General features: G+C 63.3%; 31 protein-coding genes and 1 pseudogene. 23 read left to right on the forward strand and 9 right to left on the reverse strand.

Features of this window, described 5'->3' with window-relative positions:
- Position 1: 1 nt before the first annotated feature.
- From waaF to EN869_RS32215, 3 genes are read right to left on the reverse strand one after another with little or no spacing between them, the layout of a single operon-like run.
- The gene (waaF, locus tag EN869_RS32205; RefSeq protein WP_127230290.1) at positions 2-1,027 is read right to left on the reverse strand and encodes a lipopolysaccharide heptosyltransferase II; all 1,026 of its coding nucleotides are present in this window, start codon (positions 1,025-1,027) and stop codon (positions 2-4) included.
- A 59-nt stretch (positions 1,028-1,086) separates the two neighbouring features.
- Positions 1,087-2,028: a glycosyltransferase gene (locus tag EN869_RS32210; protein ID WP_127230289.1), complete on the reverse strand. Its 942-nt coding sequence runs from the start codon at positions 2,026-2,028 to the stop codon at positions 1,087-1,089.
- A gap of 19 nt (positions 2,029-2,047) precedes the next feature.
- Positions 2,048-3,580 (reverse strand): acyl-CoA carboxylase subunit beta, encoded by a 1,533-nt coding sequence (locus EN869_RS32215; RefSeq protein ID WP_127230288.1) that lies wholly within the window; start codon positions 3,578-3,580, stop codon positions 2,048-2,050.
- 385 nt (positions 3,581-3,965) lie between these two features.
- Between EN869_RS32215 and EN869_RS32220 the strand changes: the two genes are divergently transcribed.
- On the forward strand, positions 3,966-5,426 hold the full coding sequence (locus EN869_RS32220) for a DEAD/DEAH box helicase (protein WP_127230287.1): 1,461 nt from the start codon (positions 3,966-3,968) through the stop codon (positions 5,424-5,426).
- Between the two features lie 60 nt (positions 5,427-5,486).
- Here the strand turns inward: EN869_RS32220 and EN869_RS32225 are convergent, their stop codons facing one another.
- Together EN869_RS32225 and EN869_RS32230 are read right to left on the reverse strand one after the other, a co-directional pair.
- On the reverse strand, positions 5,487-6,476 hold the full coding sequence (locus EN869_RS32225; RefSeq protein WP_127230286.1) for an alpha/beta fold hydrolase: 990 nt from the start codon (positions 6,474-6,476) through the stop codon (positions 5,487-5,489).
- Positions 6,477-6,544: 68 nt separating this feature from the next.
- Positions 6,545-7,393 carry an SDR family oxidoreductase gene (locus EN869_RS32230; protein WP_127230285.1) on the reverse strand — a complete coding sequence of 283 codons (849 nt, stop codon included), beginning with the start codon at positions 7,391-7,393 and terminating at the stop codon, positions 6,545-6,547.
- 192 nt (positions 7,394-7,585) lie between these two features.
- On the opposite strand from EN869_RS32230, the gene EN869_RS32235 reads away from it, so the two are divergent.
- The 6 genes from EN869_RS32235 (at position 7,586) to EN869_RS32260 (ending at position 11,932) form a co-directional block, all read left to right on the forward strand.
- Positions 7,586-8,620 (forward strand): cysteine synthase A, encoded by a 1,035-nt coding sequence (locus tag EN869_RS32235; protein WP_127230284.1) that lies wholly within the window; start codon positions 7,586-7,588, stop codon positions 8,618-8,620.
- Positions 8,620-9,363 carry an alanyl-tRNA editing protein gene (locus EN869_RS32240; RefSeq protein ID WP_127230328.1) on the forward strand — a complete coding sequence of 248 codons (744 nt, stop codon included), beginning with the start codon at positions 8,620-8,622 and terminating at the stop codon, positions 9,361-9,363. The genes EN869_RS32235 and EN869_RS32240 overlap by 1 nt, the downstream gene beginning before the upstream one ends.
- Positions 9,364-9,393: 30 nt before the next feature.
- Positions 9,394-10,245, forward strand: a complete 852-nt coding sequence (gene sseA / locus EN869_RS32245) for a 3-mercaptopyruvate sulfurtransferase (protein ID WP_127230283.1) — start codon at positions 9,394-9,396, stop codon at positions 10,243-10,245.
- A complete protein-coding gene (locus EN869_RS32250; RefSeq protein ID WP_127230282.1) occupies positions 10,245-10,808 on the forward strand; it encodes a GNAT family N-acetyltransferase in 564 nt (187 codons plus the stop codon). The genes sseA and EN869_RS32250 overlap by 1 nt, the downstream gene beginning before the upstream one ends.
- Positions 10,809-10,941: 133 nt before the next feature.
- Positions 10,942-11,409 (forward strand): DUF1203 domain-containing protein, encoded by a 468-nt coding sequence (locus EN869_RS32255; RefSeq protein WP_127230281.1) that lies wholly within the window; start codon positions 10,942-10,944, stop codon positions 11,407-11,409.
- 268 nt (positions 11,410-11,677) lie between these two features.
- Positions 11,678-11,932, forward strand: coding sequence for a hypothetical protein (locus EN869_RS32260; RefSeq protein ID WP_127230280.1), 255 nt, complete (start codon positions 11,678-11,680; stop codon positions 11,930-11,932).
- Here EN869_RS32260 and ald read toward each other — a convergent pair.
- Positions 11,893-13,008 (reverse strand): alanine dehydrogenase, encoded by a 1,116-nt coding sequence (gene ald / locus EN869_RS32265; protein ID WP_127230279.1) that lies wholly within the window; start codon positions 13,006-13,008, stop codon positions 11,893-11,895. The genes EN869_RS32260 and ald overlap by 40 nt on opposite strands.
- A gap of 202 nt (positions 13,009-13,210) precedes the next feature.
- Between ald and EN869_RS32270 the strand changes: the two genes are divergently transcribed.
- Positions 13,211-13,684, forward strand: coding sequence for an Lrp/AsnC family transcriptional regulator (locus EN869_RS32270; RefSeq protein WP_040994689.1), 474 nt, complete (start codon positions 13,211-13,213; stop codon positions 13,682-13,684).
- Between the two features lie 31 nt (positions 13,685-13,715).
- Positions 13,716-14,066, forward strand: a complete 351-nt coding sequence (locus EN869_RS32275) for a hypothetical protein (RefSeq protein ID WP_127230278.1) — start codon at positions 13,716-13,718, stop codon at positions 14,064-14,066.
- 12 nt (positions 14,067-14,078) lie between these two features.
- On the opposite strand, the gene EN869_RS32280 is transcribed toward EN869_RS32275, so the two are convergent.
- On the reverse strand, positions 14,079-14,738 hold the full coding sequence (locus tag EN869_RS32280; protein ID WP_127230277.1) for a 5-formyltetrahydrofolate cyclo-ligase: 660 nt from the start codon (positions 14,736-14,738) through the stop codon (positions 14,079-14,081).
- A 174-nt stretch (positions 14,739-14,912) separates the two neighbouring features.
- Between EN869_RS32280 and EN869_RS32285 the strand changes: the two genes are divergently transcribed.
- From EN869_RS32285 to kdsA, 6 genes and pseudogenes are all read left to right on the forward strand, one after another.
- Entirely contained in the window at positions 14,913-16,175 is a 1,263-nt protein-coding gene (locus EN869_RS32285; RefSeq protein ID WP_127230276.1) for an NAD(P)/FAD-dependent oxidoreductase, read from the forward strand.
- A 54-nt stretch (positions 16,176-16,229) separates the two neighbouring features.
- A pseudogene (locus EN869_RS32290) lies at positions 16,230-16,717 on the forward strand (5'-nucleotidase C-terminal domain-containing protein); the annotation flags it as partial.
- Between the two features lie 181 nt (positions 16,718-16,898).
- Entirely contained in the window at positions 16,899-17,027 is a 129-nt protein-coding gene (locus tag EN869_RS35600) for a hypothetical protein (RefSeq protein WP_281015795.1), read from the forward strand.
- Positions 17,028-17,130: 103 nt separating this feature from the next.
- On the forward strand, positions 17,131-17,421 hold the full coding sequence (locus EN869_RS32295; protein WP_127230275.1) for a Dabb family protein: 291 nt from the start codon (positions 17,131-17,133) through the stop codon (positions 17,419-17,421).
- A 61-nt stretch (positions 17,422-17,482) separates the two neighbouring features.
- Positions 17,483-18,358 carry a VOC family protein gene (locus EN869_RS32300; protein WP_127230274.1) on the forward strand — a complete coding sequence of 292 codons (876 nt, stop codon included), beginning with the start codon at positions 17,483-17,485 and terminating at the stop codon, positions 18,356-18,358.
- A complete protein-coding gene (kdsA, locus tag EN869_RS32305; protein ID WP_127230273.1) occupies positions 18,355-19,200 on the forward strand; it encodes a 3-deoxy-8-phosphooctulonate synthase in 846 nt (281 codons plus the stop codon). Before EN869_RS32300 ends, kdsA begins: the two co-directional genes overlap by 4 nt.
- Positions 19,201-19,212: 12 nt before the next feature.
- Here kdsA and EN869_RS32310 read toward each other — a convergent pair whose 3' ends face one another.
- Positions 19,213-19,902 (reverse strand): hypothetical protein, encoded by a 690-nt coding sequence (locus EN869_RS32310; protein WP_127230272.1) that lies wholly within the window; start codon positions 19,900-19,902, stop codon positions 19,213-19,215.
- A 134-nt stretch (positions 19,903-20,036) separates the two neighbouring features.
- Between EN869_RS32310 and EN869_RS32315 the strand changes: the two genes are divergently transcribed.
- Together EN869_RS32315 and EN869_RS32320 are read left to right on the forward strand one after the other, a co-directional pair.
- The gene (locus EN869_RS32315; protein WP_127230271.1) at positions 20,037-20,243 is read left to right on the forward strand and encodes a dodecin family protein; all 207 of its coding nucleotides are present in this window, start codon (positions 20,037-20,039) and stop codon (positions 20,241-20,243) included.
- 72 nt (positions 20,244-20,315) lie between these two features.
- Positions 20,316-20,681, forward strand: coding sequence for a PRC-barrel domain-containing protein (locus tag EN869_RS32320; RefSeq protein WP_112129178.1), 366 nt, complete (start codon positions 20,316-20,318; stop codon positions 20,679-20,681).
- A 65-nt stretch (positions 20,682-20,746) separates the two neighbouring features.
- Here EN869_RS32320 and EN869_RS35605 read toward each other — a convergent pair whose 3' ends face one another.
- Positions 20,747-20,869, reverse strand: a complete 123-nt coding sequence (locus EN869_RS35605; protein WP_281015796.1) for a hypothetical protein — start codon at positions 20,867-20,869, stop codon at positions 20,747-20,749.
- A gap of 200 nt (positions 20,870-21,069) precedes the next feature.
- On the opposite strand from EN869_RS35605, the gene eno reads away from it, so the two are divergent.
- The 6 genes from eno to EN869_RS32350 all read left to right on the forward strand — a co-directional run.
- A complete protein-coding gene (gene eno / locus EN869_RS32325) occupies positions 21,070-22,344 on the forward strand; it encodes a phosphopyruvate hydratase (RefSeq protein ID WP_127230270.1) in 1,275 nt (424 codons plus the stop codon).
- A gap of 157 nt (positions 22,345-22,501) precedes the next feature.
- Positions 22,502-22,825, forward strand: a complete 324-nt coding sequence (locus tag EN869_RS32330; protein ID WP_127230269.1) for a septum formation initiator family protein — start codon at positions 22,502-22,504, stop codon at positions 22,823-22,825.
- Positions 22,826-23,000: 175 nt separating this feature from the next.
- Positions 23,001-24,038, forward strand: a complete 1,038-nt coding sequence (gene pdhA, locus EN869_RS32335; RefSeq protein ID WP_127230268.1) for a pyruvate dehydrogenase (acetyl-transferring) E1 component subunit alpha — start codon at positions 23,001-23,003, stop codon at positions 24,036-24,038.
- 15 nt (positions 24,039-24,053) lie between these two features.
- Positions 24,054-25,439 carry a pyruvate dehydrogenase complex E1 component subunit beta gene (locus EN869_RS32340; RefSeq protein ID WP_127230267.1) on the forward strand — a complete coding sequence of 462 codons (1,386 nt, stop codon included), beginning with the start codon at positions 24,054-24,056 and terminating at the stop codon, positions 25,437-25,439.
- Positions 25,440-25,451: 12 nt separating this feature from the next.
- Positions 25,452-25,739: a hypothetical protein gene (locus EN869_RS32345; protein WP_112129182.1), complete on the forward strand. Its 288-nt coding sequence runs from the start codon at positions 25,452-25,454 to the stop codon at positions 25,737-25,739.
- Positions 25,740-25,742: 3 nt separating this feature from the next.
- Positions 25,743-26,685: biotin/lipoyl-containing protein (locus EN869_RS32350; RefSeq protein ID WP_135857491.1), on the forward strand; the 943-nt coding region annotated here is incomplete at its 3' end.

The raw sequence follows: 26,685 nt of genomic DNA on the forward strand, positions 1-26,685 counted from the left end.
GTCAGGCTTCCTGCCTGCGGCTCGACTGCGCCATCACAGCCTCGGCCAAAGCCGAAAGAACGCGTTCCTCGCTGACGCCGCGCGTGTCTTGGACCCAGCTTGGCGTCGAAATCGGCGGTTCCACGTAGCGCACCTGGTCGTTCACCGGTCCTGTCTCATAGGAGCGGTTCGATCCGAAGATAAGCACGCATGGTCCGCCCAAGGCGGCGGCTGCATGGCAGAGCCCGCCATCGACGCCGAGGAAGGCGGTCGAGGCGGCGATCTGGCACATGGCGTCGGTCAGTTGCGGCGTCGAGGTGAAATCCACCGCCTCGGGAAGCGCCGCCCTGATCTGGGCGGCGGCCTCACGCTCACGCGGGCCGCCGATGAGCCAGACTGACCAACCGCGCTGGGCGTGATCCTTCGCTACCGAGATAAAACGTTCCGCCGGCCATGAGCGGAAATTGGTGAAAGCGGACGTGTAAAGCGCCAGCGCCGGCCGCGCCGGGTCGATCCCTTGCCGGGAGCGCCAATCGGAAAGCTCCTCGGCCCGAACCGCCATTTGCGGCGCCGGCAGCCGCATTTCATCGCCAGGCTTCTCGCCCAGCATCGCGATCGCGCAGACCTGTTCGTACAATCTCGTCTTGCGCGGGCCGAAAGCCAGAAAACTCTTCGGCCAGCCGGCAGGCAGGCGGTTGATGATGCCGAACTGGAATTCGCGCGGATAGCCGATGCGCTCCGGTATGCCGGCCAGCCATGGCACCAGCGCGGCCTTGGTGCTGCTGGTGAGCATATAGGCCGCCTGGTAGTCCTCCTTGCGGATTTCGCGCGCCAGGCCAGCCCGCTCTTTCAGCCCAGGCTTCCAGTGCTTCTCGACGATCCATGTCTTGCGAATATGCGGCATTAGCCGCGCCAGCGGCGCGGCGAGCCGTGAGGTGGCGACGTCGATCGGATGCCCCGGAAACTTCTCCGCAAGGATCTGGATTGCCGAATGGCAACGGATGAAGTCACCGATCGCCGGCAAGCAGAAGACGAGGATGGGACGCAACAGGCGCTACCTTTAGACCCGGAACAATTGCCATCAATGGCTGATATGACGGTGATTTGTCACGGAAGCGCTTCGCCATCAAGGATGCGCGCATAGAGTTCCAGATAGGCTTTCGCCGTCTTCTCGATCGGGAACCTGTCCGCGGCCGACTGGCGGCATCGTCTCGCCGGCAGGTCTCCGATTTCGGCAAGGCCGCGGGCGAACTCCTCGTCGGTCTCGAAGAAGCGGCCGGTATCCGCATCGACGGTCTCCACGAGCGCACCGCGCGGCGTGGTGAGCACAGGCGTGCCGCACAGCATGGCTTCGACCTGCGCCATGCCGAAAGGCTCCTCCCAGGAGATCGGGTTGAGGAATGCCTTCGATTCCCCCAGCAGGCGCAATTTGTCCTGGCCATCGACCATGCCGTGAAAGCGGTAGCGGACCGAAAGGCTCTTGAAGAACACGCCTTCGCGGCGGGTCTTGCTGCGGCCGAGCAGCTTCCAGCGCGAGCCGCCGGCGATATCGAGGGTGAAGTCGAATTTTTTGGCGAGATCCACCGCCCGGTTCAGTCCCTTTCCGGCCCGCGCGATCGCCGCCATGAAGAACAGGTGATCGTTCTTCGACGATGCCAGCCGGTAAGCGTCCACCGGAAAGCCGTTATAGACGAAGGTCTTGCGGCCATGCAGTTCGGCGTGGCGGGCGCTGAGGAAGTTCCAATTGAGCTGCGGCCGCGGGTAATCCGGAAGATGGCCATGCTCGGTGTTGAGCGTCGGGAAGGGGACCTCGACCTTCCAGGCGTGCAGGTTGACGATCTGCGTGTCGCTCGGGATCGCCGCCCGGCATTCGGCATCGCTGACCGCATGCCTGACCTCGCACATTGGGTGCGACGATCCCGGCGCGGCAATCAGGACGACATGGTGCCCGAGCTTGACTAATTCGGTGACCAGCCATTCGACCTGGCGCTGCGTTCCGCCATAGCCTTTGGCTGGAATGAGGCTCTGAGCTGCAAGGGTTATGCGCATTTCGGACCGATGCAGCTGCTCACAACGGGATGTTGTCGTGCTTCTTCCAGGGGTTCTGCATGTCCTTGTTGCGCAGCATGCGCAGCGCTCGCGCCACGCGGCGGCGGGTCGAATGCGGCATGATCACTTCATCGATATAGCCGCGTTCGGCGGCGACGAAAGGCGACAGGAAGCGATCCTCGTAAACCTTTGTATGGGCTGCAATTTTCTCCGGATCGCCGATGTCCTTGCGGTAGATGATCTCGACGGCGCCCCTGGCGCCCATCACCGCAATCTGCGCCGTCGGCCAGGCATAGTTCATATCGCCGCGCAAATGCTTTGAGGCCATGACGTCATAGGCGCCACCATAGGCCTTGCGGGTGATGACGGTGATCTTCGGCACGGTCGCCTCGGCATAGGCGAAGAGCAGCTTCGCGCCGTGCTTGATCAGCCCGCCATATTCCTGCGCGGTGCCCGGCAGGAAGCCCGGCACGTCGACAAAGGTGACGATCGGAATGGAAAAACAGTCGCAGAAGCGCACGAAGCGCGCCGCCTTGCGGCTGGCGTCGGAATCGAGCACGCCGGCCAGCACCATCGGCTGGTTGGCGACGAAGCCGACCGTGCGGCCCTCGACGCGGCCGAAACCGGTGACGATGTTCTTGGCAAAGCTTTGCTGGATCTCGAAAAAGTCGCCCTCGTCGGCGACCTTCAGGATCAGTTCCTTGATGTCGTAGGGCTTGTTGGCGTTGTCGGGGATCAGCCGGTCGAGCGAGAGGTCATGATCCGTCACCGATTGGTAGCACTCGATCTCGGGGATCTCCGCCGTGTTGGATGCAGGCAGAAGGTCGACCAGCCGGCGCATCTGCAGCAGTGCCTCGACGTCATTGTCATAGGCCCCGTCAGCGATGGAGGATTTGGTGGTGTGCACGGAAGCGCCGCCGAGGCTCTCGGCGGTCACCGTCTCGTTGGTCACCGTCTTCACAACGTCCGGCCCGGTGACGAACATGTAGGAGGTGTCGCGCACCATGAAGATGAAATCGGTCATGGCGGGCGAATAGACGTCGCCGCCGGCGCAGGGACCCATGATCAGCGAAATCTGCGGGATGACGCCGGATGCGAGCACGTTGCGCTGGAAGATCTCCGCGTAGCCGCCGAGCGCCGCCACGCCTTCCTGAATGCGCGCGCCGCCGGCGTCATAGAGGCCGATGATCGGCGCGCGGTTGCGCAACGCCATCTCCTGAACCTTGATGACTTTTTCGGCATGCGCCTCCGACAGCGAGCCGCCGAACACGGTGAAATCCTTGGCGAAGATGTAGACCGGACGCCCGTTGACCGTGCCCCAGCCGGTGACGACGCCGTCGCCGGCGATCTTGGTCTTCTCCATGCCGAAATCGGTCGAGCGGTGCTCGACATACATGTCGAACTCCTCGAACGAGCTTTCGTCGAGGAAGATCTCGATACGCTCGCGGGCGGTCAGCTTGCCCTTATTGTGCTGCGCCTCGATGCGGTCCTTGCCGCCGCCCATGCGGGCAATCTCGCGGCGGCGCTCGAGTTCCTTCAGCACGTCTTTCATGGCTGGTCCCCAAAACGGATAAGTGATTTGTGGTAATGGGGAGGGCAGGACAGCGCAAGCGCCCTTGTTTTGCTGCAATGCAACATGGCCTATTGCATTTCGGCGCGGACTCGGCCATATGCGGCGACATAGGCGCTTGGGCCGGCTTGTCCGGCTTTCTCCACGAATGAGACTGGTTGCGTCTGTTTTCCCTCTTTCAAGTCGGCTTCGGTCGATCGGCAAGACGGCGAAAAAGCCCCGGGGCATGAAGCCCGCGGGCACGACAGCGCAGCCGAGCGGACGCACCCGTCCGCCCGCCTTGTCGTTTCATATCAATATTTTCGACGGCAGGTTGCGCCCTGCCGCGTCGATGTTTGCGGCCAAGGCCGCCTGAAAGAAGACTATTTTGACCAACGAAAAAAACACCGTTTCGACCGGCAACGCTGCGGACCTCTCCGGTTTCGCGGCCCTTGGCATCAGCGGTGCGCTGCTGAAGGCGACCGTTGCCGCGGGCTTCACCGAGCCGAAGCCGATCCAGGTGCAGGCGATCCCGCCGCAGCTCGAAGGCCGCGACATTTTCGGTATCGCGCAGACCGGTTCGGGCAAGACGGCGGCCTTCGCGCTGCCGATCCTGTCGAAGATCATCGGTCTCGGCACCAAGCGTAGGCCCAAGACGGCGCGCGCGCTGATCCTGGCGCCGACGCGCGAGCTTGCCGTGCAGATCGAGGACACCATCAAGCTGCTCGCCAAGGGCGCGCATATCTCGACCGCGCTGGTGCTCGGCGGCGTGTCGCGCTTCAGTCAGGTTAAGAAGATCGCGCCTGGCGTCGACGTCCTGATCGCCACGCCTGGACGGTTGACCGATTTGGTGCGCGAAGGCGATCTCATCCTCGCCGACACCAAATGGCTCGTCCTTGACGAGGGCGACCGCATGCTCGACATGGGCTTCATCAACGACGTCAAGCGCATCGCCAAGGCGACCGCGCCTGACCGCCAGACGGCGCTGTTTTCGGCCACCATGCCGGATGAGATTGCCGAGCTCGCCAAGGGCCTGCTCAAGAACCCTGTCCGCATCGAGGTCGCGCCACAGAGCACGGCCGCGGCCGAGATCGTGCAGAGCGTCGTGCTTGCTCGCACCAGGCAGAAGCGCCAGGTGCTGTCGAAGATGCTGGCCGACGAGACGATGCGCTCGGTGATCGTGTTCTCGCGCACCAAGCACGGCGCCGACCGCGTCACCAAGGATCTTGCCCGCGACGGCTTCGAGGCCGCTGTCATCCACGGCAACAAGTCGCAGAACGCCCGGCAGAAGGCGCTCAACGATTTCCGCGACGGCTCCGTTCGCATCCTGGTCGCGACCGATATCGCCGCGCGCGGCATCGACGTGCCCGGCATCAGCCATGTTGTGAATTTCGACCTGCCCGATGAGGCGGAAAGCTACGTCCACCGCATCGGCCGCACCGGCCGCAACGGCAGGGACGGCATCGCGATCACGCTGTGCGATCCTTCGGAGAACGCCAAGCTGCGGCAGGTCGAGCGCATCATCCGCATGAAGCTGCCGGTCGTCGCCGATCATCTTGGTAGCCCTGATCCGCAGCGCGACCCCAGGGAAAAGACCGAGCGTCACTTCGAGCCGGCCAACGACCGCGAGCATCACGGCCCCCGTCGCGATGGTCGTCGCCCCGGCAACGGTGGCGGCAAGCAGCGTTTCGGCGGCAAGCCTCATGGTGAGCGCGGCCCGAAGCCGCAGGGCGAACGCCCGGCGGCCGCCAAGCCGAATAGCTCGAGCAAGCCCGACGGTTTCAAGCGCTTCAAGGGCAATAACAAGCGCCGTTTCGGCGGCAAGCGTCCGGCGAACCGGGCAGCCTGAGCCCGCCCAAGGCTGATCGAAGAAGAAACGGCCGGAGCGATGCTCCGGCCGTTTCTCGTTTCACTGGCCTGATTGCTGCTGCATCAGCGCCTTCACCCAGACCACGATGCGCTCCGTAAGAAAGCGTGTGGTCTGCGGCGACAGCACGTCGCCCGCGATCACGTGGTCGTCCGGATCGCCATTGTCGTCGACCGGCACCAGTTCATGCGCGCCGCCCCAGCGCCCGTCGATCTCGCGAGTACGATCGGGCCGCACCACTTTGTCGGAATCCGAGAAGATGAACAAAGCAGGGATCTTTGCCTTCTCGACCGGCGCGGCGTAAGCGAGTTCGGTGAGCCCGGCCATCGGCAGCACCGCCTTCATCGGATATTTGGTGGTCCAGAATCTTTCGTGAAGCGCGTTGCGCGCGGGAAAACTGCGCTCCTTGCCGCCGATAAGCTCGGCGAGCTGGCCGCCCCAGTGCATGGTCAGCAGCTCGGCGCCGGACGCCTTGACGCCGAAGTTGGGGGATATGAACGCGATTGCCGCGACGCCGTCGGAAGCGCCAGGCTGCGTCGCTGCCCATGCCGCCAGCGAGCCGCCGGTCGAGGTTCCGATGACGATGACCTTGTCGCCGATGGCGCGGCCAATGGCCAAGGCCTCCTCATAGTCGTTGATCCAGGCATTGACGCTGCCTTGCGCCATTGCCGCGCCGTCCTGGCCGTGACCGGTCAAGCGCGTGTAGAAGAGGTTGGCGTTGAGCTCATCCGCGACATCGTCCGGCAAGGGGCGGACCTCGCCCTTCGAAGCTGAAAAGCCATGGATGTAGACGATGGCCAAGGGCGTCTTGGCATGGACCATCGGGTTCGCCCAGATGATCTCCTTGTCGAGCCCGTCGCGAATGTTGGGCACGGCCGCCTCTTCACGCGCCAGATAGGCTTGCGGATCGTCGCCGATCACCGACGGATCGAAACGGATCGTGGTGTCGACCCGCACGCGCGGGCCGAGGAAGAAGCCGGAGACGAGGATGACGGCAAAGCCAAGCACCGCAAGCACAATCCGCCGCCCCATTACAATCTCCAGGCAATGATTCTCAACCTATGGCCGTCCCCACCGGCAGGCAATCGCTGTTCGCCGGCTTATGTCGCCTTGTCGCGGGACGGATTTTTTTCGCCAGGCGGTCTGCGATCGAAATGCAGTGGCCGCCCCCACCAGTGGGTGGTGAGCCCGATGACAAAGCGGCAGATCGGCCGCGGCAGCAGGCCAAGCAATTTCAAGGGCCAGCTTATGTGGTACGGGAAGGTGACTTCGAAGCCACCTTTCCTGATGCCGCGCGCCATGCGGCGCGACGCGCGGTGCACGGGCATGAGCCCTGGCATCGGCAGCTTGTTCTTCTCCGTCAGTGGCGTGTCGATGAAGCCCGGATTGATCACCTGGACGCGGATGTTGAGCTTGTCGAAGTCGTATTTGAGCGACTCCGCCAGGATGTTGATCGCAGCCTTGGTGCCGCCATAGGCTGCAGTGGTCGGCCAGCCGGAATAGGCAGTGACAGATCCGACCAGGACCACATGGCCGCGCCCGCGCACGCGCATATGCTCGACGACAGGCACCACGCCGTTGACGATGCCGAAATAGTTCACGGCGAAGGAACGATGGAAATCGCGCACCACCAGCTTCTCGCCGGGGGTGGCGATGTAGTTGCCGGCGTTGAACACGGCGAGCACGATCGGGCCCATCTGCTCTTCTATCGCGGCGACCGTGCGTGCCATGCCGGGCTCGTCGGTCACGTCGCAGGGAAAGGACTTCACATGTCCGGGCATTTGCGCCGTTTCGACGATCAGCGTGTCGACCGGATCTTCCGGCAGGGAAGTCACCGCGACGGCATAGCCTTGATTGGCCAGATCCTTGGCCAGCGCGCGGCCAAGGCCGCTGCCGCCGCCCGTGATCCAGGCGACACCGTCCTTCGGATTGGCCCGGTAGAGTGTCATGCGATGTCCTGTGAATGTTCGGGCCTGCTCTAGCGGTGAAGAAATCGAATGAAAAGAGCGGTTCTTGCGCCCGGTGTTGAAATCATCGCAAACACTGCAGTGCCCGGAATGCGACTGGACCAGGCAAAATCTTGCCTTGAAACCGCTGCGTCCGGTTTTTAGGGTCTCGCCGCACACACAAAGGAATCCTGCATGCCTCGTTCTGTGATCGAAGCCATCGGCAACACGCCCCTGATCCGGCTCAACAAGGCCTCGGAGGCGACCGGCTGTGAGATCCTCGGTAAGGCCGAGTTCATGAATCCGGGGCAGTCGGTGAAAGATCGGGCCGGCCTGTTCATCATCCGCGATGCCGAACAGCGCGGCCTGCTCAAGGCCGGGGGGCTCATCGTCGAAGGCACCGCCGGCAACACCGGCATCGGTTTGACGCTGGTCGCCAAGGCGCTCGGATACCGCACCGTCATCGTCATCCCCGACACGCAGAGCCAGGAAAAGAAGGACACGATCAAGCTGCTCGGCGCCGAGCTGATCGAAGTGCCGGCGGTCCCCTACAAGAATCCCAACAATTACGTGAAGCTTTCAGGACGCCTTGCCGGGCAGCTGGCGCGCTCGGAGCCGAACGGCGCGATCTGGGCCAACCAGTTCGACAATGTCGCCAATCGCGACGGTCATATCCGCACGACCGCGCAGGAGATCTGGGCGCAGACCGGCGGCAAAGTCGATGGCTTCGTCTCGGCGGTCGGCTCCGGCGGCACGCTCGCCGGTGTCGCGCTCGGGCTCAAGGGCAAGAGCAAGGACGTCAAGATCGCGCTCGCCGATCCGCTGGGCGCCGCGCTCTACAGCTTTTACACCAGCGGCGAGTTGAAATCCGACGGCAACTCGATCACCGAAGGCATCGGTCAGGGCCGCATCACCGCCAATCTAGAAGGCTTCGCGCCGGACTTCTCCTACCAGATACCGGACGAGGAAGCCTTGCCGATCATCTTCGACTTGATCCAGGAAGAGGGGCTCTGTGTCGGCGGCTCGACCGGCATCAACATTGCCGGCGCCATCCGGCTGGCGCGCGAGCTCGGACCCGGCCACACCATCGTGACGATCCTTGCCGACTACGGCACGCGCTACCAGTCCAAGCTCTTCAATCCGGAATTTTTACGAGGCAAGAACCTTCCGGTGCCGGGTTGGATGGAAGAGAAGGCCGACATTTCGGTGCCGTTTGAAAAGGTGGCATGATGGCGGGAAAGACCGAGGCGCTGTTTCGCGACGATGCCTATCAGAGGGCGGCGGAGGCCGAGGTCGTCGCCATCAACGATCGCGGCGGCATCCTGCTCGACCGCACGATCTTCTATGCCACCTCCGGCGGGCAGCCGGGCGATACCGGGATATTCGAGCGCGCCGACGGCAGCCGCATGGCGATTGCCGCGACGATCACTGGCGAGACTAAGGACGAGATCATCCACGTCCCGGCGCCGGAGCAGCCGATGCCTGCGGTCGGCGAAAAGCTGAAGCTTCTCATCGACTGGGAGCGGCGGCACCTTCTGATGCGCATGCATTCCGCCTGTCACTTGCTCACCGTCGTCTGCCCGTTCCCGATCACCGGGGCGGCGGTCGCCGAGGACGACAGCCGCGTCGACTTCGACATCCCCGATGCCGGTTTCAGCAAGGAAGATGTGACGGCTCGGCTGATGGAGCTGGTGCGCGCCGACCATCCGATTTTCACCCGGCTGATCACCGATGAGGAACTCGCCGCCAATCCCGGCCTGGTCAAATCGAAAAACGTCCGCCCGCCCGTCGGCACCGGCAAGATCCGTCTGGTCTGCATCGGCGACAACGGTTGGATCGACAGCCAGCCCTGCGGCGGCACGCATGTGAAGTCGACCGGCGAGGTTGGCGAGATCCATATCGGCAAGATCGAGAAGAAAGGCCGTGAGAACCGGCGCTTCCGTATCCGCTTCGGGCCGATGCCGGCGAACTGACGCTAAAGCGGGGCGGAGCAGGAGAAAACAATGGCGCAGGACAGTCCTTTCATCGTCGACGCCGACTGGCTGGAAAAGCGGCTCGGCGAGCCGGGTCTTACCATCATCGACGCCTCCTGGTATCTGCCGGCGCAAAAACGCGACGCCCGCGCCGAGTACGACGCCGCTCATATTCCGGGCGCGCGTTTCCTCGATCAGGATGCCGTCTCCGATCCCGACTCCAAGCTGCCGCACACCTTGGCTTCGCCGCAGCATTTTGCGCAGTATGTCGGCTCGATGGGCGTTTCGGCCGACGACACCATCGTCGTCTATGACGGGCCCGGCCTGTTCTCGGCACCGCGCGCCTGGTGGATGTTCCGGGTCATGGGTGTCTTCCAGGTCTACATCCTGAACGGTGGCTTCGACCGCTGGAAGGCCGAGGGGCGGCCGGTGACTTCTGAACCGACCAAGATCGCGCCGAGCGTCTTCTACGCCGATTTCGACGCGGGTCGGGTCGTCAGCCTCGACGAGATGCGCCGGATCGTCGACAGCCATGAGAGCCAGATCGCCGACGCGCGCTCGGCCGGCCGCTTTGCCGGAACCGATCCGGAGCCGCGCCCGGGTGTCCGTTCGGGTCATATGCCGGGCGCGCACAATGTCCCGATCACCTCGCTTGCCGAAAATGGCGAGCTGCTGCCCAAGGACCGCCTGCGCAAGGTGATCGAGGATGCCGGCATCGATCTGTCGAAACCGGTCGTCACCTCCTGCGGCTCGGGCATCACGGCGGCGGCGATCACGCTGGCGCTGGAGACGCTTGGTCATACCGACAACCGGCTTTACGACGGCTCCTGGACAGAATGGGGCGGTCTCGGCGACACGCCGGTGGTGACGGGGAAAGAATGATGGAAAACGGCACGCTGCAAGATATCGACGTCACGGTCACGTTCCTGGAGATGCATGCCGCTCCGGCGGTTTCTCCGCCAATCCCCTACAACCGCCAGATCGCGCTGTTGAAGACCAAGGATATCCCGCTCCATTTCTACCGCTACCTGATCGATCGCGTCGGCCGCAAATGGCACTGGGTCAACGTGCTGAGGCTTAGCGACGAGGAGCTGGCGGCCGGCTTGCATCGCGAGGACCGCGACATCAGGGTGCTCTATCTCGACGGCGCGCCGGCCGGCTTCTTCGACCTCAAGCCGCATCTGCCGGACGAAGTCGAGCTCGCCTATTTCGGTATGATGGAGCATGCGCACGGCCAGGGCATCGGCCGCTGGTTCCTCGGCGCAGCGATCTCGGCGGCCTGGGCGCATGGGCCACGGCGCGTCACCGTGCAGACCTGCACGCTCGACCATCCGGCGGCTCTTCCGCTTTACCAGAAGCTCGGCTTCACGCCGGTGGCGCAGAAGAAGGAAGTGGTGCATCCGCTGACCTTCGCCGAGCGCTCGGCCAGCGTCATGCGGGCCTAGGGCCTCGAGTTGCTCGGTGGTTGTGTCCATGACAGCCGGGCTCTTTCGTATGCAGATGCCGTCTGTCAGGAATCGGGTGGGCGAGGCTAGCATCGAGGCATAATTTCCGGACATCGCCACCGGAGATTTTGCCATGAGCATCCAGTTCAAAGCCTTGCCGACCGAAGCCGTGCGCGCCTTGCAGCGGGGAGGGCCCGACGCCTATGGCCGCGCTCCCGAGCACAGGATATCCGACGGCGACGGCGTGCCCTGCAGACACTGCATGAAGAACGTCGCCGCGGGTGAGGGCTACCTGATCGTGGCCTACCGGCCGTTTCCGGAACTGCAGCCTTATGCCGAAACCGGCCCGCTCTTCCTGCATGCGCAGGAATGTGAGCGCGCCGCGGAAGGGGATGCGCTGCCGGAGATGCTCGAAAGCAGCGACTATATCGTGCGTGGTTATGGCAAGGATGACCGCATCGTCTACGGCAGCGGCGCCGTCACGCCGACTGGCGATATCGCCGCCCGTGCCGAGATGTTGTTCGGGCGCGATGACATCGCCTACATCCACGTCCGCTCGGCCCGGAACAATTGCTATCAATGCCGCATCGAGCGGGCATGATCCCAGACCGGCATGACCCAAAAAGAAGCCCGCCGATGGTCAGGCGGGCCGTTGGAGTCTGTGACAGAAGCTGTCGGCAAGTGCTGCCAGGCCGGGATTGTCCGAACCCGGCAAGCAGCACGGACCGCCAGTAGCACTGCGTGTCTAGGCATCTTTCCCGCCGGGCGAATGTGAAGCGTTTCACATAGGGACGCATAACGGTCGAAAGACAGAATCTAGGCCCCCTCAACACTGTCGTATTCTCGTCGTACTACCGCGTTAAAAAGTAATGGTTGATGATTTGTCGACCGCGGATGGACCGGCGACAGATCGCAACATCGAGGAAGCGAGGCTTTTGCTCCGCTTTTTTGTTTTTGGCCTCCAGGCCATTGAGCGCGCAATGCCGCAGAAGCCGCTCCGCGTTCTTTCTGACATTGCTCCTGGCCAAGAAAAAGCCCGCCGGAATGACCCGGCGGGCGTGACAGGAGGAATTCTTGCCGGATATCAGGCGGCAAGCACCGCCTTCGGCTCGACCATTTCGTAGCCGAGCGCTTCGGCGACCGCGCGGTTGGTGATCTTGCCCTTGTGGACATTGAGGCCGTTGCGCAAATGGTGGTCGTCGACCAGCGCCTTCAGGCCTTTGTCGGCAAGCTGCAGGCCGTAATGCAGCGTCGCATTGTTGAGCGCGTGCGCCGAAGTGACCGGCACGGCGCCCGGCATGTTGGCGACGCAATAGTGGATCACGCCATCGACCTCATAGGTCGGATCGGCGTGCGTCGTGGCGTGCGAGGTCTCGAAGCAGCCGCCCTGGTCGATCGCGACGTCGACCAGCACCGAGCCCTTCTTCATGCCGGACAGCATTTCGCGGGTCACGAGCTTGGGCGCCGCCGCGCCCGGAATCAGCACTGCGCCGATGACGACGTCGGCCGAGAAGCATTCTTCTTCCAGCGCCTCGACGGTCGAGTAACGGGTGTGGACGCGGCCGCCAAAAATGTCGTCGAGCTGGCGCAGGCGCGGGATCGAACGGTCGATGATGGTGACGTCGGCGCCGAGGCCGGCCGCCATCTTGGCCGCATGCAGGCCGACGACGCCGCCGCCGAGCACGGTGACCTTGCCGGGCAGCACGCCGGGCACGCCGCCAAGCAGCACGCCGCGGCCGCCATTGGCCTTCTGAAGCGCGGTGGCGCCGGCCTGGATCGACAAGCGGCCGGCTACTTCCGACATCGGCGCCAGCAGCGGCAGGCCGCCGCGGTCGTCGGTCACGGTCTCGTAGGCGACGGCGGTGACGCCCGAAGCGAGCAGGCCCTTGGTCTGATCCGGATCCGGGGCCAGGTGGAGATAGGTATAGAGGATCTGGCCATCGCGCAGCTGGACCCATTCATTGGGCTGCGGTTCCTTGACCTTGACGATCATGTCCGACTTGGCGAACACGTCGGCGGCCGTCTTGGCGATGGTCGCGCCAGCGGCGCGGTAGGCATTGTCGTCGGCGCCGATGCCGGCGCCAGCACCCGTCTCGACCAACACTTCGTGGCCATGCGCGACATATTCGCGGACCGAGCCGGGCGTCAGGCCGACGCGATATTCATGGTTCTTGATTTCCTTGGGGCAGCCGACACGCATTTTCTTCTCCTGTGCGCGCCCTTTGAAGGGCGCTCTCCCTGTCACTCGTGCATGCCATCAGCCTCCAGACGCGGAGGCGACATGCAGTAATGGCAGTCAACCACGAATCGTTCCGTATGTGTTTGCGAATGCGCTTGCGGCGATGGCTACTCTTCGATAATCGTTGCGCGAAATACGAAGAAGTTCGCAGGAATCACGAAAAATGCCGCTCGACAGGATTGATATCGCCATTCTGGAGACTTTGCAGAAGGATGGCCGGATACCTAACGCGGCGCTTGCCGAGAAGGTCGGCCTTTCGCAATCCGCCTGTTCGCGCCGGCTCGACAATCTCGAAAAGTCCGGAACCATCCGCGGCTATCACGCGCGGCTTTCGAACAGCGCGCTCGGCCACCAGATGACGGCGATCGTGCACATATCGCTGTCGGGGCAATTCGAAAAGACGCTGTCGGATTTCGAGGCGGCGATCAAGCGTTGCCCGAACGTGCTCTCCTGCCATCTGATGTCGGGCGAATACGACTACATCCTGCGCATCGCGGCAAAGGACCTCGTCGACTATGAACGCATCCACAAGGAATGGCTGTCGGCCATGCCGCATGTGACGAAGATCAACTCGTCCTTCGCGCTGCGCGAGATCGTCGATCGCACGGCGGTCGGCTTGCGACCGGAAATGGCCTAGGAACTCATAACCAGCAGGAGCCAGCGACGATATGACAGAAAGAGCTACCTTGCCCGAGTCGTTGCCGGCAACCGCCGTCGTCCGCGTCTCGCGCGCCAGCTATGACCCGAGCCGGTTCGCGGAGGTCGACGCCGCGAGCAAAAAGACCGCGCAGTACATAATCCCGGCCATCAGACGGCTACCTGGGCTCCTTCACTTTTATGCCGGCGTCTCGCCGAAGGGCTCGATCGTGCAGGTCAGTGTCTGGGACACCGAAGAGCATGCGGCGCAGCTCGACACGCTGAAGGAGATGGTCGTCGACGGCCGCAGGGACATGGAGGCGGTCGGCGTGACGTTTACCCCGATTTTCAACTATCCGATCGACTGGACTTGGACCGTCTGACCTGAGGCGGCGCTAGGTAGTCGCGGCCTCCGTCACCACCTCGCTCATCGGAATGTCGTGCGGCTGTGGGTAGATAGTGGCAATCCGCTGCAACTCATAGCCGACGCCGATGACGAGCGGCCGAAACGGCATCGCCGCCAGCGTGCGGTCGAAGAAGCCGCCACCGTAGCCCAGCCGGTATTTGCCGGGATCGATGCCGACGATCGGCGAGATCACGATGTCGGGCAGGACCGGTTCGCCCGCGGCCGGGATCGGAATGTTCCAGACGCCTTTTTCCAGCCGGTCGCCCGGCCTATAGGCGCGGAACACCAGCGGGTGCCGCTTCTCGACGACGACGGGCAGCGCGGTGCGGCCGCCGCGCTCATTAATCGAAGCCATCCAGCCGCGCAAATCCGGCTCGCCGCGAAAAGGCCAGTAAAGGCTGACCATCCGGCCGGCTATGTCGCCGATCAGCGCATCGAGACCATCGGCGATCCGCGCCGACATGGCGGAGCGAATATCGGCCGAAACGGCAAGGCGGGCATTGATAAGCCGCTCACGCTCGGCCTTGCGCCATCGCTTCACATCCGTCCAGTCGGAGAGCGGCTCGCGGTATTCCGGGCCGAGTTCGTGCAGGAAGCAGGGCGGTGAGGCGTATTGCGCCGGTCCTTCATCGTCGCGGTCGTCAGCCATGCTTGGCTCCTGTCGTGGTGCTTCACGCTATACCTGCGGCAGTGCGCGTTACATGTGCATTCACGACGCCGCCCGACGACTCTGGGCATGTTGCCCGCCCGGCAGGACGTTGTTGCAGCGCACAAAAATACCTACATCTGTGGTGCGGTTTTACCTTCGCGAGGTGGCATGAAAATGAGCGAAAGCACGCATCACGTCGTTGTCGTCGGCGCCGGGTTCGGCGGCCTCGAGCTCACCCGCGCGCTGGCCGGCGCACCGGTGCGCATCACCATGATCGACAAGCGCAACCACCATCTTTTCCAGCCGCTGCTGTACCAGGTGGCGACGACGTCGCTGGCAACCTCCGAAGTCGCCTGGCCGATCCGTCATCTGCTGCGCAGGCGCAAGGACGTGACGACGCTTCTGGGCAATGTCACTGGCGTCGACCGCGCCGGCAAGCGCGTGCTGATCGAGGACGGCAGCTCTATTGCCTACGACACTCTGGTTCTCGCCACCGGCGCGCGCCACGCCTATTTCGGCCATGACGAATGGGAGCCTTTCGCGCCGGGCCTGAAGACGCTCGAGGATGCCACGACGATCCGTCGCCGCATCCTGCTCGCCTTCGAGCAGGCCGAGCGCGAAACCGATCCGGCGAAGCGCCAGGCGCTGCTGACGTTTGTCATCGTCGGCGGCGGACCGACCGGGGTCGAGCTCGCCGGCACCATCGTCGAGCTTGCGCATGACACGTTGCGCGGCGAGTTCCGCCATATCGACACACGGCAAGCGCGCGTCGTGCTGATCGAGGCCGGCGACCGCATCCTGGCCAATTTCGCGCCGCAGCTTTCCGACTATGCCCGCAAGGCGCTGGAACGGCTGGGCGTCACCGTCGTGCTTGGGCGCCCCGTCACGCAGCTGGATGCGGAAGGCGTCGTCTTCGGCGGCAAGCATCTGCCGGCGAGGACGATCATCTGGGCGGCCGGCGTTGCCGCTTCGCCTGCGGCCGAGTGGCTGGGCGCTTCCGCCGACCGGGCGGGCAGGGTGCTGGTCGAGGCCGACCTCACCGTGCCGGGCAATCCAGACATTTTCGTCATCGGCGATACCGCACTTGTATTGCGGCCGGATGGCAAGCCGGTGCCGGGCGTGGCGCCTTCGGCCAAGCAGGAGGGCAAGCATGTTGCCGCGACGATCAAGGCGCGGCTTGCCGGCGATACGGCCAGTCGTCCCTTCCAGTACCGGCATGCCGGCGATCTGGCGACGATCGGCAAGCGTGCCGCCGCGATTGATTTCGGCTGGATCAAGCTCACCGGCTGGCTCGCCTGGTGGCTCTGGGGCATCGCGCACATCTACTTCCTGATCGATTTCCGCAACCGCTTGGCGGTCTCGCTTAGCTGGCTATGGATTTATCTCACGGGCCAGCGCAGCGCCCGGCTGATCACGCAGGGCGACGACAAGAGCTGACCCGCCGCCTGCTTCATCAACGCGTCCCCCCTTTGGTGATCGCGGCGCAAACCGGATCAGCCGCTGATCAACACCGACTTCCCGTCCTACAATTTCGATGTCATCGAGGGCGTAACCTACAGGATCGACGTGTCGCAGCCGCCGAAATACGATGCCAAGGGCGGCGTGGCGCATGCCGGTTCCAACCGCATCGTCGATCTGAAATTCGACGGCAAAGCAATTGATCCGGCAGCGAAATTCGTCGTTGCCACCAACAATTACCGTGCCGGCGGCGGCGGCAATTTCCCCTACATCAACGCTTCGAAGATCATCTGCAAAGCGCCGGACACCAACCGCGACGTGATCGTGCGCTATGTCGTCAGCCAGGGCACGATCAACCCGTCGGCGGACGACAACTGGTCGTTCACGCCGCTGCCCGGAACCAGCGTCGTCTTCGAGACCGGACCGAAGGCCAAGGATTCATCGCCGAGGTGAAATCCCTGAAGATCGAACCGGCCGGCGATGGCGAGGCAGGCTTTGCCAAATACTGCATCACGCTTTGATCCGGCGCTGTCGGGCTGCCCGATCGCGATTTCATGACGTCATGTCACGAGCGTGTGGCTCCGCTTTGCAGCAGGGTACGCCGTTAACGGAAAAGTCGTCCTCTCGCAAAAAGCAGTGAACTGGAAGGGTCGCAGCCGCCACCACTCTGGTTCCGGCCGCTCGCATGCGATAGTTTTAGCCATGCGTTATGTGATCGTCATCGCCGCCGTCACCTTCTTCCTGTTCTGGGACGGCCTCTACAATCATGGCCACTACCTCGACGTGACCGTGCGCGAGGTGTCGCACATCGTGCGCTACGTCACCGGGTAAGGGTCCCGCCGGTTGCGCATGGCGGGCGCGACATCGTTGCCGGTTGACGCACGGGTATCGCTCCCACAGAAACACCGCTGAATCGACGATCAGGGAGGCTGGATTGATCCGGCACATCGTTTTCTTCAGCGTGCGACGCAAGGAAGATGTCGAGGCAGTGCGCTCGGGCCTGCTGGCGCTCGGCAAAATCCCGCATTCGAAGCATTTCGAGGTGACGCTCAACACCAAGGTCGATCTGTTCTCCAACGCAATCGACGTGGTCGTCTATGCCGAGTTCGAGGACGACGCGGCGCTTGCCGCCTACAAGGCGCATCCGATTTATGCCGATACGACCAGCAAGGTGAAGCCGCTCCGCGAACTGCGCTATTCGGCCGATGTCGTAGCCGCGGCCTGAGCCGCGAAGCGCGCTCCGCTGCTCTTGAACCGCAGGCCGGAATGGGGCACACCGCGCCGACATGATCAACAAATCCGCTCATCCGCTGGACCACCTCGTTCTGCCGACACGCAGCCTTGACGCCGTCCGCTCGCGTCTGGCCTCGCTCGGCTTTGTCGTCGCGCCCACGGGCGTCCATCCGTTCGGCACGGAGAATGCTTGCGCCTTTTTCGCCGACGGCACCTACCTTGAGCCGCTTGCCATCGGCAATGAGCAGACGGCGGACCGCGCCATTGGCGAGGGCAATGTCTTCGTCGCGCGCGACCGCCTTTACCGGCAGACCCTTGGCGATGAAGGCTTTTCCGCTGTCGTGTTTGCTACCGCCAATGCCGATGCCGATCATGCGCGCTATGTCGAGGCCGGCCTTTCGGCTGGCGAGATGCTGAGCTTCTCCCGCGCCTTCGCCGACGCAAACGGCAAAAGTGATACGGCTTCCTTCAAGCTGGCATTCGTATCCGACAAGGAGGCCGATGAAGCCTTCCTGTTTGCCTGCCAGCGCATCAACGCGCCGAAAATCGACCGGACGGCCCTGCAGGCGCACGCCAATGGCGCGACGGGTATTTTGGAAATCATCGCCATCAGCGACCGGCCTCCCGCGCAGATTGGATTGATCGCGACCGCCGCCGGCGCGGATGCCAGCGACGGCGATGCTGTGCGGCTGCCGAATGCGGTCCTCGGCGTCCTCTCGTCGGAAGACTATGGCTCGCGCTTCGGCTTGGTGGCCGCGCCGTCGGCGGGTCTGCGCTTCGTGGCCATTGTCCTTTCGGTCCGCGACAAAGCTGCCGTCATGCGCCTGCTTGCGAAGAACGCTATCGATCACGACATGAGCGGCAATGATATCGTCGTCGCGCCGGCGCCCGGGCAGGGTGCCGCCTTCATCTTCCGGGAGATCCCATGAGCAACCCCCTGGCGCCCAATGCATCGGTAACCGTCGGCAAGGTCGTCTTCGCCAACAATGCGCCGCTGTCGCTGATCGCCGGCCCGTGCCAGCTTGAATCGCGCCAGCACGCTTTCGACATGGCCGGCGCGCTGAAGGAACTGACGCAGCGGCTGGGCATCGGCCTCGTCTACAAGACCAGCTACGACAAGGCCAACCGCACCTCGCTGTCGGCGACGCGCGGCGCGGGCCTCGACGCGGCGATGCCGATCTTCGACGATTTGCGCAAGGAGTTCGGCCTTCCGGTGCTGACCGACGTCCACACCGAGGAGCAGTGCGCGATCGTCGCCCCGCATGTCGATGTCCTGCAGATTCCCGCCTTCCTGTCGCGCCAGACTGACATGCTTGTCGCCGCGGCAAGGACCGGCAAGGTCATCAATGTGAAGAAAGGCCAGTTCCTCGCGCCCTGGGACATGAAGAACGTCGTCGCCAAGATCACAGGTTCAGGCAATCCGAATGTGCTCGCCACCGAGCGCGGCGCCTCGTTCGGCTACAACACGCTGGTCTCGGACATGCGCGCGTTGCCGATCATGGCCGAGATCGGCGCCCCGGTGATCTTCGACGCCACCCATTCCGTGCAGCAGCCGGGCGGACAGGGCGGGTCCTCAGGCGGAGAAAGGCGCTTCGTGGAAACGCTGGCCCGGGCCGCGGTTGCCGTCGGCGTCGCCGGCGTCTTCATCGAGACCCATCAGGATCCGGACAATTCGACGTCTTCCGATGGTCCTAACATGCTGCCGCTGAAGGACATGCCGGCGCTGCTGGAGAGGCTCATGGCCCTCGACCGCATCGCCAAGGGGCACTAAGTCTCGGCCACCTCATTTGCCGTGGCTCGGGCCGCCCATCTCAATTGCGAAGACAGCGTAGTAGTTCAGCCCCCGCATCGGAGCGCTGACGGTCAGTATCCATCGAACATTGCCGTGGACCCGTTCATAGATCGGTGGGCCTCTCGAGGGTAGCGCGTCCGGCGGAACCTGGAAGGCGAAGGGAATACCGGCGCTCGACCGGATCGATTTACTCGGCACGATGATCGTTTCGCGCCATTTGAGCTCTTCCTTGTAGGTCGATTTTTGCGTTCCGCTGGTATTCGCGACCGGTCCGCCGACCCGATAGGTGCGGATGCACTTCAGTTGCACGGTGTAGTCGCCGCTCGGAGCCAGATCGTGGCTCGAGCGCACCGTACCTTCGAAGCGCCCTCCGGGCACCGCGGTTCCAGCTATCAGTGTCGTCGTACCGAACTTGCGAACCCGCAAGGTGTCGCGGATCGCCTTCAGCAACGCGTAGAACGCGATAAGGACGAAAACGACGGGGATAAAGACGAGCGGATTGAATTCGCGATCCGTGACGTCGAAGTTGAGTGGGAGCTCGAAGTACCAGACGATCAAAATGCCGATCAGGCCCATACCGCCGGCAAAGAAGTATCCGCTGGACGCATTGGCAGCATTGGCGTCGACCACCTGCGTCGGCGTCTGCATGGTCGTCTGCCGCCGATTGCGCGTGCCGCCCATAGCTTCTCCCTGACGTGACAATGCCATGCAGTGCGCTTCTGTGACAATGGCGGGGCCGCACCCGCTAAGCTTGTGGTGAAGGATGGCCGGCAATACGCTTTGCGCGTAACTGAGTGTCTTGGCAGGAGGAAGCCATGTCCGTTGCCCGCGTCACCGAAATCACGTCATCGTCCAAGAAGAGCTTTCAGGATGCCATCGAGAAGGGCATCGCGCGCGCCGCAAAGACTTTGAGGAACGTCGAAGGTGCCCGGATCCAGGATCAGAAGATCGTTGTCCAGGACGGCAAGATCGCCGCCTGCCGGGTCAACATGAAGGTCACCTTCATTCTCACCGACAGCTGAACAAAGTCGTCGGGAACCTTAGCGCACTCCTCTCATTGTCAATGCAGGCATTCAAACGAGAGGAGCACCACCATGACCACCCCGTCCGGGCACACCGAAGCCATTGCCGCCTCGCGCGTCATCGGCACGTCTGTCTACAACACCGAAGGCAAGAGCATCGGCAGCATCGAGGACGTGATGCTCGACAAGATGTCGAACGGCATCATGTTCGCCGTGATCGGCTTCGGCGGCTTCCTCGGCATGGGCGAGAAGTACCACGCCGTTCCGTGGGCGACGCTCGACTATGACGAGGACAAAGGCGGTTACGTCGTGCCGTTCACCAAGGAACAGCTGCAGGCCGCGCCCGCATACTCGATCGACGAACTGACTGGCGCCGACGGCGAAGCCGCCCGCGATGCTTCATTCCAGTATTACCACGTGAAGCCGTATTGGCATTGACCGCTTGATAGGCACCTAAAACCAAAGGCCCCCGGGCAAAACTCGGGGGCCTTTGGCGTTTTGAACTACTGCGCCGCTTGGAGCGTCGATAATTCCACCGAGCTCTGCTGGGGCTTCTGGCTGTCGCAGGACGTCAGGAACGCCGCAGCGATCAGGAACAAACTCACGATACCGCTCAACTGGGACATGGCGAAACTCCTCCTGTTTCGCCCCGCGCGAATGCGACCATAGATGAGAAGGCCGCGCGGCGCGCATGACTTATGATGACAGAAATTTGCGCTTCGTGAATCCTGCTCGCGGCAATAATTGCGGGCGCGCCGATTGCCTTTTGCTCCGCTTTGGCTAAGAGGGGCGCGACGCTTCAATCGATCAATCGGGGACATCGCAAATGACCGCCATCATCGACATTGTCGGGCGTGAAATCCTGGACAGCCGTGGCAATCCGACCGTCGAGGTCGACGTGGTGCTGGAGGACGGTTCGATGGGCCGCGCCGCCGTGCCGTCGGGCGCATCGACCGGCGCGCATGAGGCGGTCGAACTGCGTGACGGCGGCCCACGCTACCTAGGCAAGGGCGTTCAGCGCGCTGTCGAGGCTGTGAACGGCGAACTGTTCGAGGCGATCGGCGGCATGGAGGCCGAGAACCAGATCCATATCGACCAGACGATGATCGAGCTCGACGGCACGCCGAACAAGAGCCGCCTCGGCGCCAACGCCATTCTCGGCGTGTCGCTGGCAGTCGCCAAGGCAGCCGCCGATGCAGCCGGCCTGCCGCTCTACCGCTATGTCGGCGGCACCAAGGCGCACATCCTGCCGGTGCCGATGATGAACATCATCAATGGCGGCGCGCATGCCGACAACCCGATCGACTTCCAGGAATTCATGATCCTGCCTATCGGCGCGCCGACGCTGCGCGACGGCGTGCGCTGGGGTTCGGAGATTTTCCACACACTGCGCAAGAAGCTGAAGGATGCCGGCCACAACACCAATGTCGGCGACGAAGGCGGCTTCGCTCCCAACCTGAAGAGCGCGCCGTCGGCGCTCGACTTCATCATGGAATCAATCGAGAAGGCCGGCTTCAAGCCGGGCGAGGACGTTGCGCTCGGTCTCGATTGCGCAGCGACCGAGTTCTTCAAGGACGGCAACTATGTCTATGAGGGCGAGAAGAAGACCCGCGACCCGAAGGCGCAGGCCAAATACCTCGCCAAGCTCGCCTCCGACTATCCGATCATCACCATCGAGGACGGCCTTGCGGAGGACGACTGGGAAGGCTGGAAGATCCTGACCGACCTGATCGGCAAGAAAACGCAGCTCGTCGGCGACGATCTCTTCGTCACCAACACAGCGCGGCTGCGCGACGGCATCCGCATGGGCGTCGCCAATTCGATCCTGGTCAAGGTCAACCAGATCGGCTCGCTGACCGAGACGCTCGACGCCGTCGAGACAGCGCATAAGGCCGGCTACACCGCCGTCATGTCGCACCGGTCGGGCGAGACCGAGGATTCGACCATTGCGGACCTCGCGGTCGCGACCAATTGCGGGCAGATCAAGACCGGCTCGCTGTCGCGCTCCGACCGTATGGCCAAGTACAACCAGCTCATCCGTATCGAGGAAGAGCTTGGCAAGCAGGCGCGCTACGCCGGCAAGTCGGTGGTCAAGGGCTGATCCAGCCTGCCGGCACGGTTTCGAAAAGGGCGGGGCATTCCTGCCCTTTTTCACTTCCGGATACCCCGCTCCGGGTCGCCCGTAACCGTCCATTAAGCACAATTGGGCGAAATACGACTCATGGCCGCTTGCGTTCGCGGCCGCGAGGGTTCGGGTTATGTGGACACGTCAGCATAAGCAGAGAAACACCGGCAGGCTGATCATCCCCTCGCTCTGCGTGCTCTTCCTGGCCTATTTCGGCTTCCATGCCTATCACGGCGAATTCGGCATCTATTCCAAATACCAGCTCGAAGCCCGCAAGGTCGCATTGCAGGCGCAGCTCGACGCCGTCAAGACGCGGCGGATCGACTTCGAGCGCCGCGTCCAGCTGATGCATGAAGGCACGCTCGAGAAGGATATGCTTGACGAGCAGGCCCGAAAGGCGCTCAATCTGTCCCAGCCGGACGAAATCACCATCATGCTGCCCGCCTCGACGAAATAACCGAATTTCGGTTAATCGTCTTTATTTGCAATGATTCTAATCGCTTAGATGCATGCCAGCCATGCATTTTTCAGCATGGCGCAATGCATCCTTGCATGTTAGCTTCTCGCAAATCGGTGGGGAGGCGATCGATCTCCCTGAATGTCCGCAAAGAGACGCCAACAGGGAGTGACGCATGGCCACCGCCACCAAAAAAGCGCCTGCCAAATCCAGATCCGACAAACAACATAATCTGTCAGCGCCCAAGCCGGCCGATTTCACCAAGGAAGACGAGCTTTCCGCCTATAGGCACATGCTCTTGATCCGTCGCTTCGAGGAGAAGGCCGGCCAGCTTTACGGCATGGGCTTCATCGGCGGCTTCTGCCACCTCTATATCGGCCAGGAGGCCGTCGTCACCGGCATGAAGATGGCGCTGGTCGAGGGCGACCAGATGATCACTGCCTATCGCGATCACGGCCATATGCTGGCGATGGAGCTGTCGCCACGCGGCGTCATGGCCGAGCTCACCGGGCGCCGCGGCGGCCTGTCGAAGGGCAAGGGCGGCTCCATGCACATGTTCTCCAAGGAGAAGCACTTCTATGGCGGCCACGGCATTGTCGGCGCGCAGGTGTCGCTCGGCACCGGTCTCGCCTTCGCCAACAGCTACCGGGACAACAAGAACGTTTCGCTGACCTATTTCGGCGATGGCGCCGCCAACCAGGGCCAGGTCTACGAAAGCTTCAACATGGCCTCGCTGTGGAAGCTTCCAGTGATCTACGTCATCGAGAACAACCGCTACGCCATGGGCACGTCCGTGTCGCGCTCGTCGGCCGAGACCGACTTCTCGCATCGCGGCGCCTCCTTCAAGATTCCCGGCATCCAGGTCGACGGCATGGATGTCCGCGCCGTGAAGTCGGCCGCTGATCTCGCCACCGAATGGTGCCGGTCCGGCAACGGCCCGCTGATCCTCGAAATGCAGACCTACCGCTATCGCGGCCACTCAATGTCCGACCCGGCAAAATACCGCTCCAAGGAAGAAGTGCAGAAGATGCGCTCCGAGCACGACCCGATCGAGCAGGTCCGGGCGCGGTTGCTCGACAAGAAGTGGGCCAGCGAGGACGAGCTCAAGGCCATCGACAAGGAAGTCCGCGACATCGTCGCCGACGCCGCCGAATTCGCCCAGCACGACGCCGAGCCGGATGCGTCCGAGCTCTGGACCGACATCGTACTCTAAGGAGAGGGCAAGGACATGCCGATCGAAATTCTCATGCCCGCGCTCTCGCCGACGATGGAAGAGGGCAATCTATCCAAATGGCTCAAGAACGAAGGCGACAAGGTCGTCGCCGGTGACGTCATCGCCGAGATCGAGACCGACAAGGCGACGATGGAGGTCGAGGCGGTCGACGAAGGCACGCTGGCCAAGATCGTGGTTCCCGCCGGCACCGAAGGCGTCAAGGTCAACGCGGTGATCGCCGTACTTGCGGTCGACGGCGAAGACGTTGACAAGGCCGGCGAAGGCATCGGTGAAGAAGAGCCCGCAAGGGCTGAAACCGCACCGGCGTCCGTTGCCGCCAAGAGCGAAGCCGCGGCGCCAGTAGCCGCCGCGCCGAAGACGGAAGTCGCCGCCGATCCGGACATCCCCGCCGGCACCGAAATGGTCTCGACCACCGTGCGCGAGGCGCTTCGCGACGCCATGGCCGAGGAAATGCGCCGCGACGGCGACGTGTTCGTCATGGGCGAGGAGGTCGCCGAGTACCAGGGCGCCTACAAGATCACGCAAGGCCTGCTGCAGGAATTCGGTCCGCGCCGCGTCGTCGATACCCCGATCACCGAGCACGGTTTCGCCGGCGTCGGCGTGGGTGCCGCGATGGCGGGCTTAAAGCCGATCGTCGAGTTCATGACCTTCAACTTCGCCATGCAGGCTATCGACCAGATCATCAACTCGGCCGCCAAGACGCTCTATATGTCCGGCGGCCAGATGGGCGCGCCGATCGTGTTCCGTGGTCCTAACGGCGCGGCGGCCCGCGTCGCCGCCCAGCACTCACAGTGCTATGCCGCCTGGTACAGCCACATTCCGGGCCTCAAGGTAGTGATGCCTTACACGGCAGCCGACGCCAAGGGGCTGCTCAAGGCGGCGATCCGCGATCCGAACCCGGTCATCTTCCTCGAGAACGAAATCCTCTACGGCCAGTCCTTCGACGTGCCGAAGCTCGACGATTTCGTGCTGCCGATCGGCAAGGCGCGCATTCACAAAAAGGGCAAGGACGTCACCATCGTCTCCTTCGGCATCGGCATGACCTATGCGGTCAAGGCGGAAGCCGAATTGCGCGGCATGGGTATCGACGCCGAGATCATCGATCTCAGGACCGTCCGGCCGCTCGATTTCGATACGATCATAGCCTCGGTGAAGAAGACCAACCGGCTGGTGGTGGTGGAAGAAGGTTTCCCGCAGAGCTCGGTCGGCGACCACATCGCCAACCAGGTCTCGCAGCGCGCCTTCGACTTCCTCGACGCGCCGGTGATCACCATCGCGGGCAAGGACGTGCCGATGCCCTACGCCGCGAACCTCGAAAAGCTGGCGCTGCCCAATGTCGGCGAAGTCGTCGAGGCGGTCAAAGCTGTCACCTATCGCTAGGAGACAACGCGGATGCCGTCTCTTTGGGTTCTGGCCGCCGTCATTGTACCTACCGTTGCCGTGGCCTTCTTGGTGCGCTCGGTAACCGGGAAGTTCGACGCGATTTTGTTGATGCTGAGCGGTGCTGCTTCGCTCGTCCTGGCAGTCGTTGCGACCGGCTCCGCGCAGGTCGATCAAACCGGTGGCATGATGAGTCTCGAAATGAGCAAAAGCAGCTTCCATTTCGGAGTCCTGCCACCGGTATTCATCGTCGCCACGCTGACCGTCATGCGCGGCCTGTTCAAATTCATTCAGGAGTGAGCGATGCCAATCAACATCACCATGCCGGCGCTTTCGCCCACGATGGAAGAGGGCAATCTTTCCAAGTGGTTGGTTAATGAAGGCGATAAGGTCTCGCCGGGCGACGTGATCGCCGAGATCGAGACCGACAAGGCGACGATGGAAGTCGAAGCCGTCGATGAAGGCACCGTCGCCAAGCTGGTCGTCCCCGCCGGCACCGAGGGCGTCAAGGTCAACGCGCTGATCGCCATACTGGCCGGAGAGGGCGAGGACACCAGCGCCGCCGCGAAGGCTGGCGGCGACGCCGCGCCCAAGGCTGAAGCACCGAAGGCGGACGCCCCGAAGGCCGAGGCGCCCAAGGAAGCGCCGAAGCCGGCTGCAGCCGCTGCGGCGCCCGCACCTGCCAAGGCCGAGCCCGCTCCGGTCGCGAATGGCCACGCCGGCGGCGAACGCGTGTTCGCATCGCCGCTCGCTCGTCGCATCGCCAAGGATGCCGGTGTCGATGTGTCCGCCGTGACCGGCACCGGCCCGCATGGCCGCGTCGTCAAGGCCGATGTCGAAGCGGCGATCTCTTCCGGTGGCGCGAAGGCTGCCCCCGCTGCGAAGTCGCCCGCCGGCGCTCCAGCCGCCGCTCCGGCCGCTGCGGCGAAGCCGATGTCGGACGACCAGGTGCTGAAACTGTTCGCCGAAGGCTCCTACGAGCTTGTGCCGCACGACAACATGCGCAAGACCATCGCGCGCCGCCTGGTCGAGGCGAAGTCCACCATCCCGCATTTCTACCTGACGCTGGATTGCGAGCTCGACGCGCTGCTCGCGCTGCGCACGCAGTTGAATGCGGCAGCACCGATGAAGAAGACCGACAAAGGCGAGGTTCCCGCCTACAAGCTTTCGGTCAACGACATGGTGATCAAGGCCATGGCGATGGCGCTGATGGCCGTACCGGATGCCAATGCGTCGTGGACCGACA

This window comes from Mesorhizobium sp. M2D.F.Ca.ET.226.01.1.1, from assembly GCF_004022705.2.
Lineage (GTDB): Bacteria > Pseudomonadota > Alphaproteobacteria > Rhizobiales > Rhizobiaceae > Mesorhizobium.

Coding starts and splice junctions, on each gene's coding strand:
- EN869_RS32310 (WP_127230272.1), bottom strand. CDS start 19,902: ATGGGCGGCACGCGCAATCGGCGGCAGACGACCATGCAGACGCCGACG.
- EN869_RS32345 (WP_112129182.1), top strand. CDS start 25,452: ATGCCGTCTCTTTGGGTTCTGGCCGCCGTCATTGTACCTACCGTTGCC.
- EN869_RS32315 (WP_127230271.1), top strand. CDS start 20,037: ATGTCCGTTGCCCGCGTCACCGAAATCACGTCATCGTCCAAGAAGAGC.
- EN869_RS32280 (WP_127230277.1), bottom strand. CDS start 14,738: ATGGCTGACGACCGCGACGATGAAGGACCGGCGCAATACGCCTCACCG.
- pdhA (WP_127230268.1), top strand. CDS start 23,001: ATGGCCACCGCCACCAAAAAAGCGCCTGCCAAATCCAGATCCGACAAA.
- EN869_RS32210 (WP_127230289.1), bottom strand. CDS start 2,028: ATGCGCATAACCCTTGCAGCTCAGAGCCTCATTCCAGCCAAAGGCTAT.
- EN869_RS32340 (WP_127230267.1), top strand. CDS start 24,054: ATGCCGATCGAAATTCTCATGCCCGCGCTCTCGCCGACGATGGAAGAG.
- EN869_RS32215 (WP_127230288.1), bottom strand. CDS start 3,580: ATGAAAGACGTGCTGAAGGAACTCGAGCGCCGCCGCGAGATTGCCCGC.
- EN869_RS32275 (WP_127230278.1), top strand. CDS start 13,716: ATGACAGAAAGAGCTACCTTGCCCGAGTCGTTGCCGGCAACCGCCGTC.
- EN869_RS32260 (WP_127230280.1), top strand. CDS start 11,678: ATGGTTGATGATTTGTCGACCGCGGATGGACCGGCGACAGATCGCAAC.
- sseA (WP_127230283.1), top strand. CDS start 9,394: ATGGCGCAGGACAGTCCTTTCATCGTCGACGCCGACTGGCTGGAAAAG.
- kdsA (WP_127230273.1), top strand. CDS start 18,355: ATGAGCAACCCCCTGGCGCCCAATGCATCGGTAACCGTCGGCAAGGTC.
- EN869_RS32320 (WP_112129178.1), top strand. CDS start 20,316: ATGACCACCCCGTCCGGGCACACCGAAGCCATTGCCGCCTCGCGCGTC.
- EN869_RS32225 (WP_127230286.1), bottom strand. CDS start 6,476: ATGGGGCGGCGGATTGTGCTTGCGGTGCTTGGCTTTGCCGTCATCCTC.
- EN869_RS35605 (WP_281015796.1), bottom strand. CDS start 20,869: ATGTCCCAGTTGAGCGGTATCGTGAGTTTGTTCCTGATCGCTGCGGCG.
- EN869_RS32230 (WP_127230285.1), bottom strand. CDS start 7,393: ATGACACTCTACCGGGCCAATCCGAAGGACGGTGTCGCCTGGATCACG.
- EN869_RS32270 (WP_040994689.1), top strand. CDS start 13,211: ATGCCGCTCGACAGGATTGATATCGCCATTCTGGAGACTTTGCAGAAG.
- EN869_RS32285 (WP_127230276.1), top strand. CDS start 14,913: ATGAGCGAAAGCACGCATCACGTCGTTGTCGTCGGCGCCGGGTTCGGC.
- EN869_RS32240 (WP_127230328.1), top strand. CDS start 8,620: ATGGCGGGAAAGACCGAGGCGCTGTTTCGCGACGATGCCTATCAGAGG.
- EN869_RS32300 (WP_127230274.1), top strand. CDS start 17,483: ATGATCAACAAATCCGCTCATCCGCTGGACCACCTCGTTCTGCCGACA.
- EN869_RS32330 (WP_127230269.1), top strand. CDS start 22,502: ATGTGGACACGTCAGCATAAGCAGAGAAACACCGGCAGGCTGATCATC.
- EN869_RS32235 (WP_127230284.1), top strand. CDS start 7,586: ATGCCTCGTTCTGTGATCGAAGCCATCGGCAACACGCCCCTGATCCGG.
- EN869_RS32250 (WP_127230282.1), top strand. CDS start 10,245: ATGGAAAACGGCACGCTGCAAGATATCGACGTCACGGTCACGTTCCTG.
- eno (WP_127230270.1), top strand. CDS start 21,070: ATGACCGCCATCATCGACATTGTCGGGCGTGAAATCCTGGACAGCCGT.
- EN869_RS32255 (WP_127230281.1), top strand. CDS start 10,942: ATGAGCATCCAGTTCAAAGCCTTGCCGACCGAAGCCGTGCGCGCCTTG.
- EN869_RS35600 (WP_281015795.1), top strand. CDS start 16,899: ATGCGTTATGTGATCGTCATCGCCGCCGTCACCTTCTTCCTGTTCTGG.
- ald (WP_127230279.1), bottom strand. CDS start 13,008: ATGCGTGTCGGCTGCCCCAAGGAAATCAAGAACCATGAATATCGCGTC.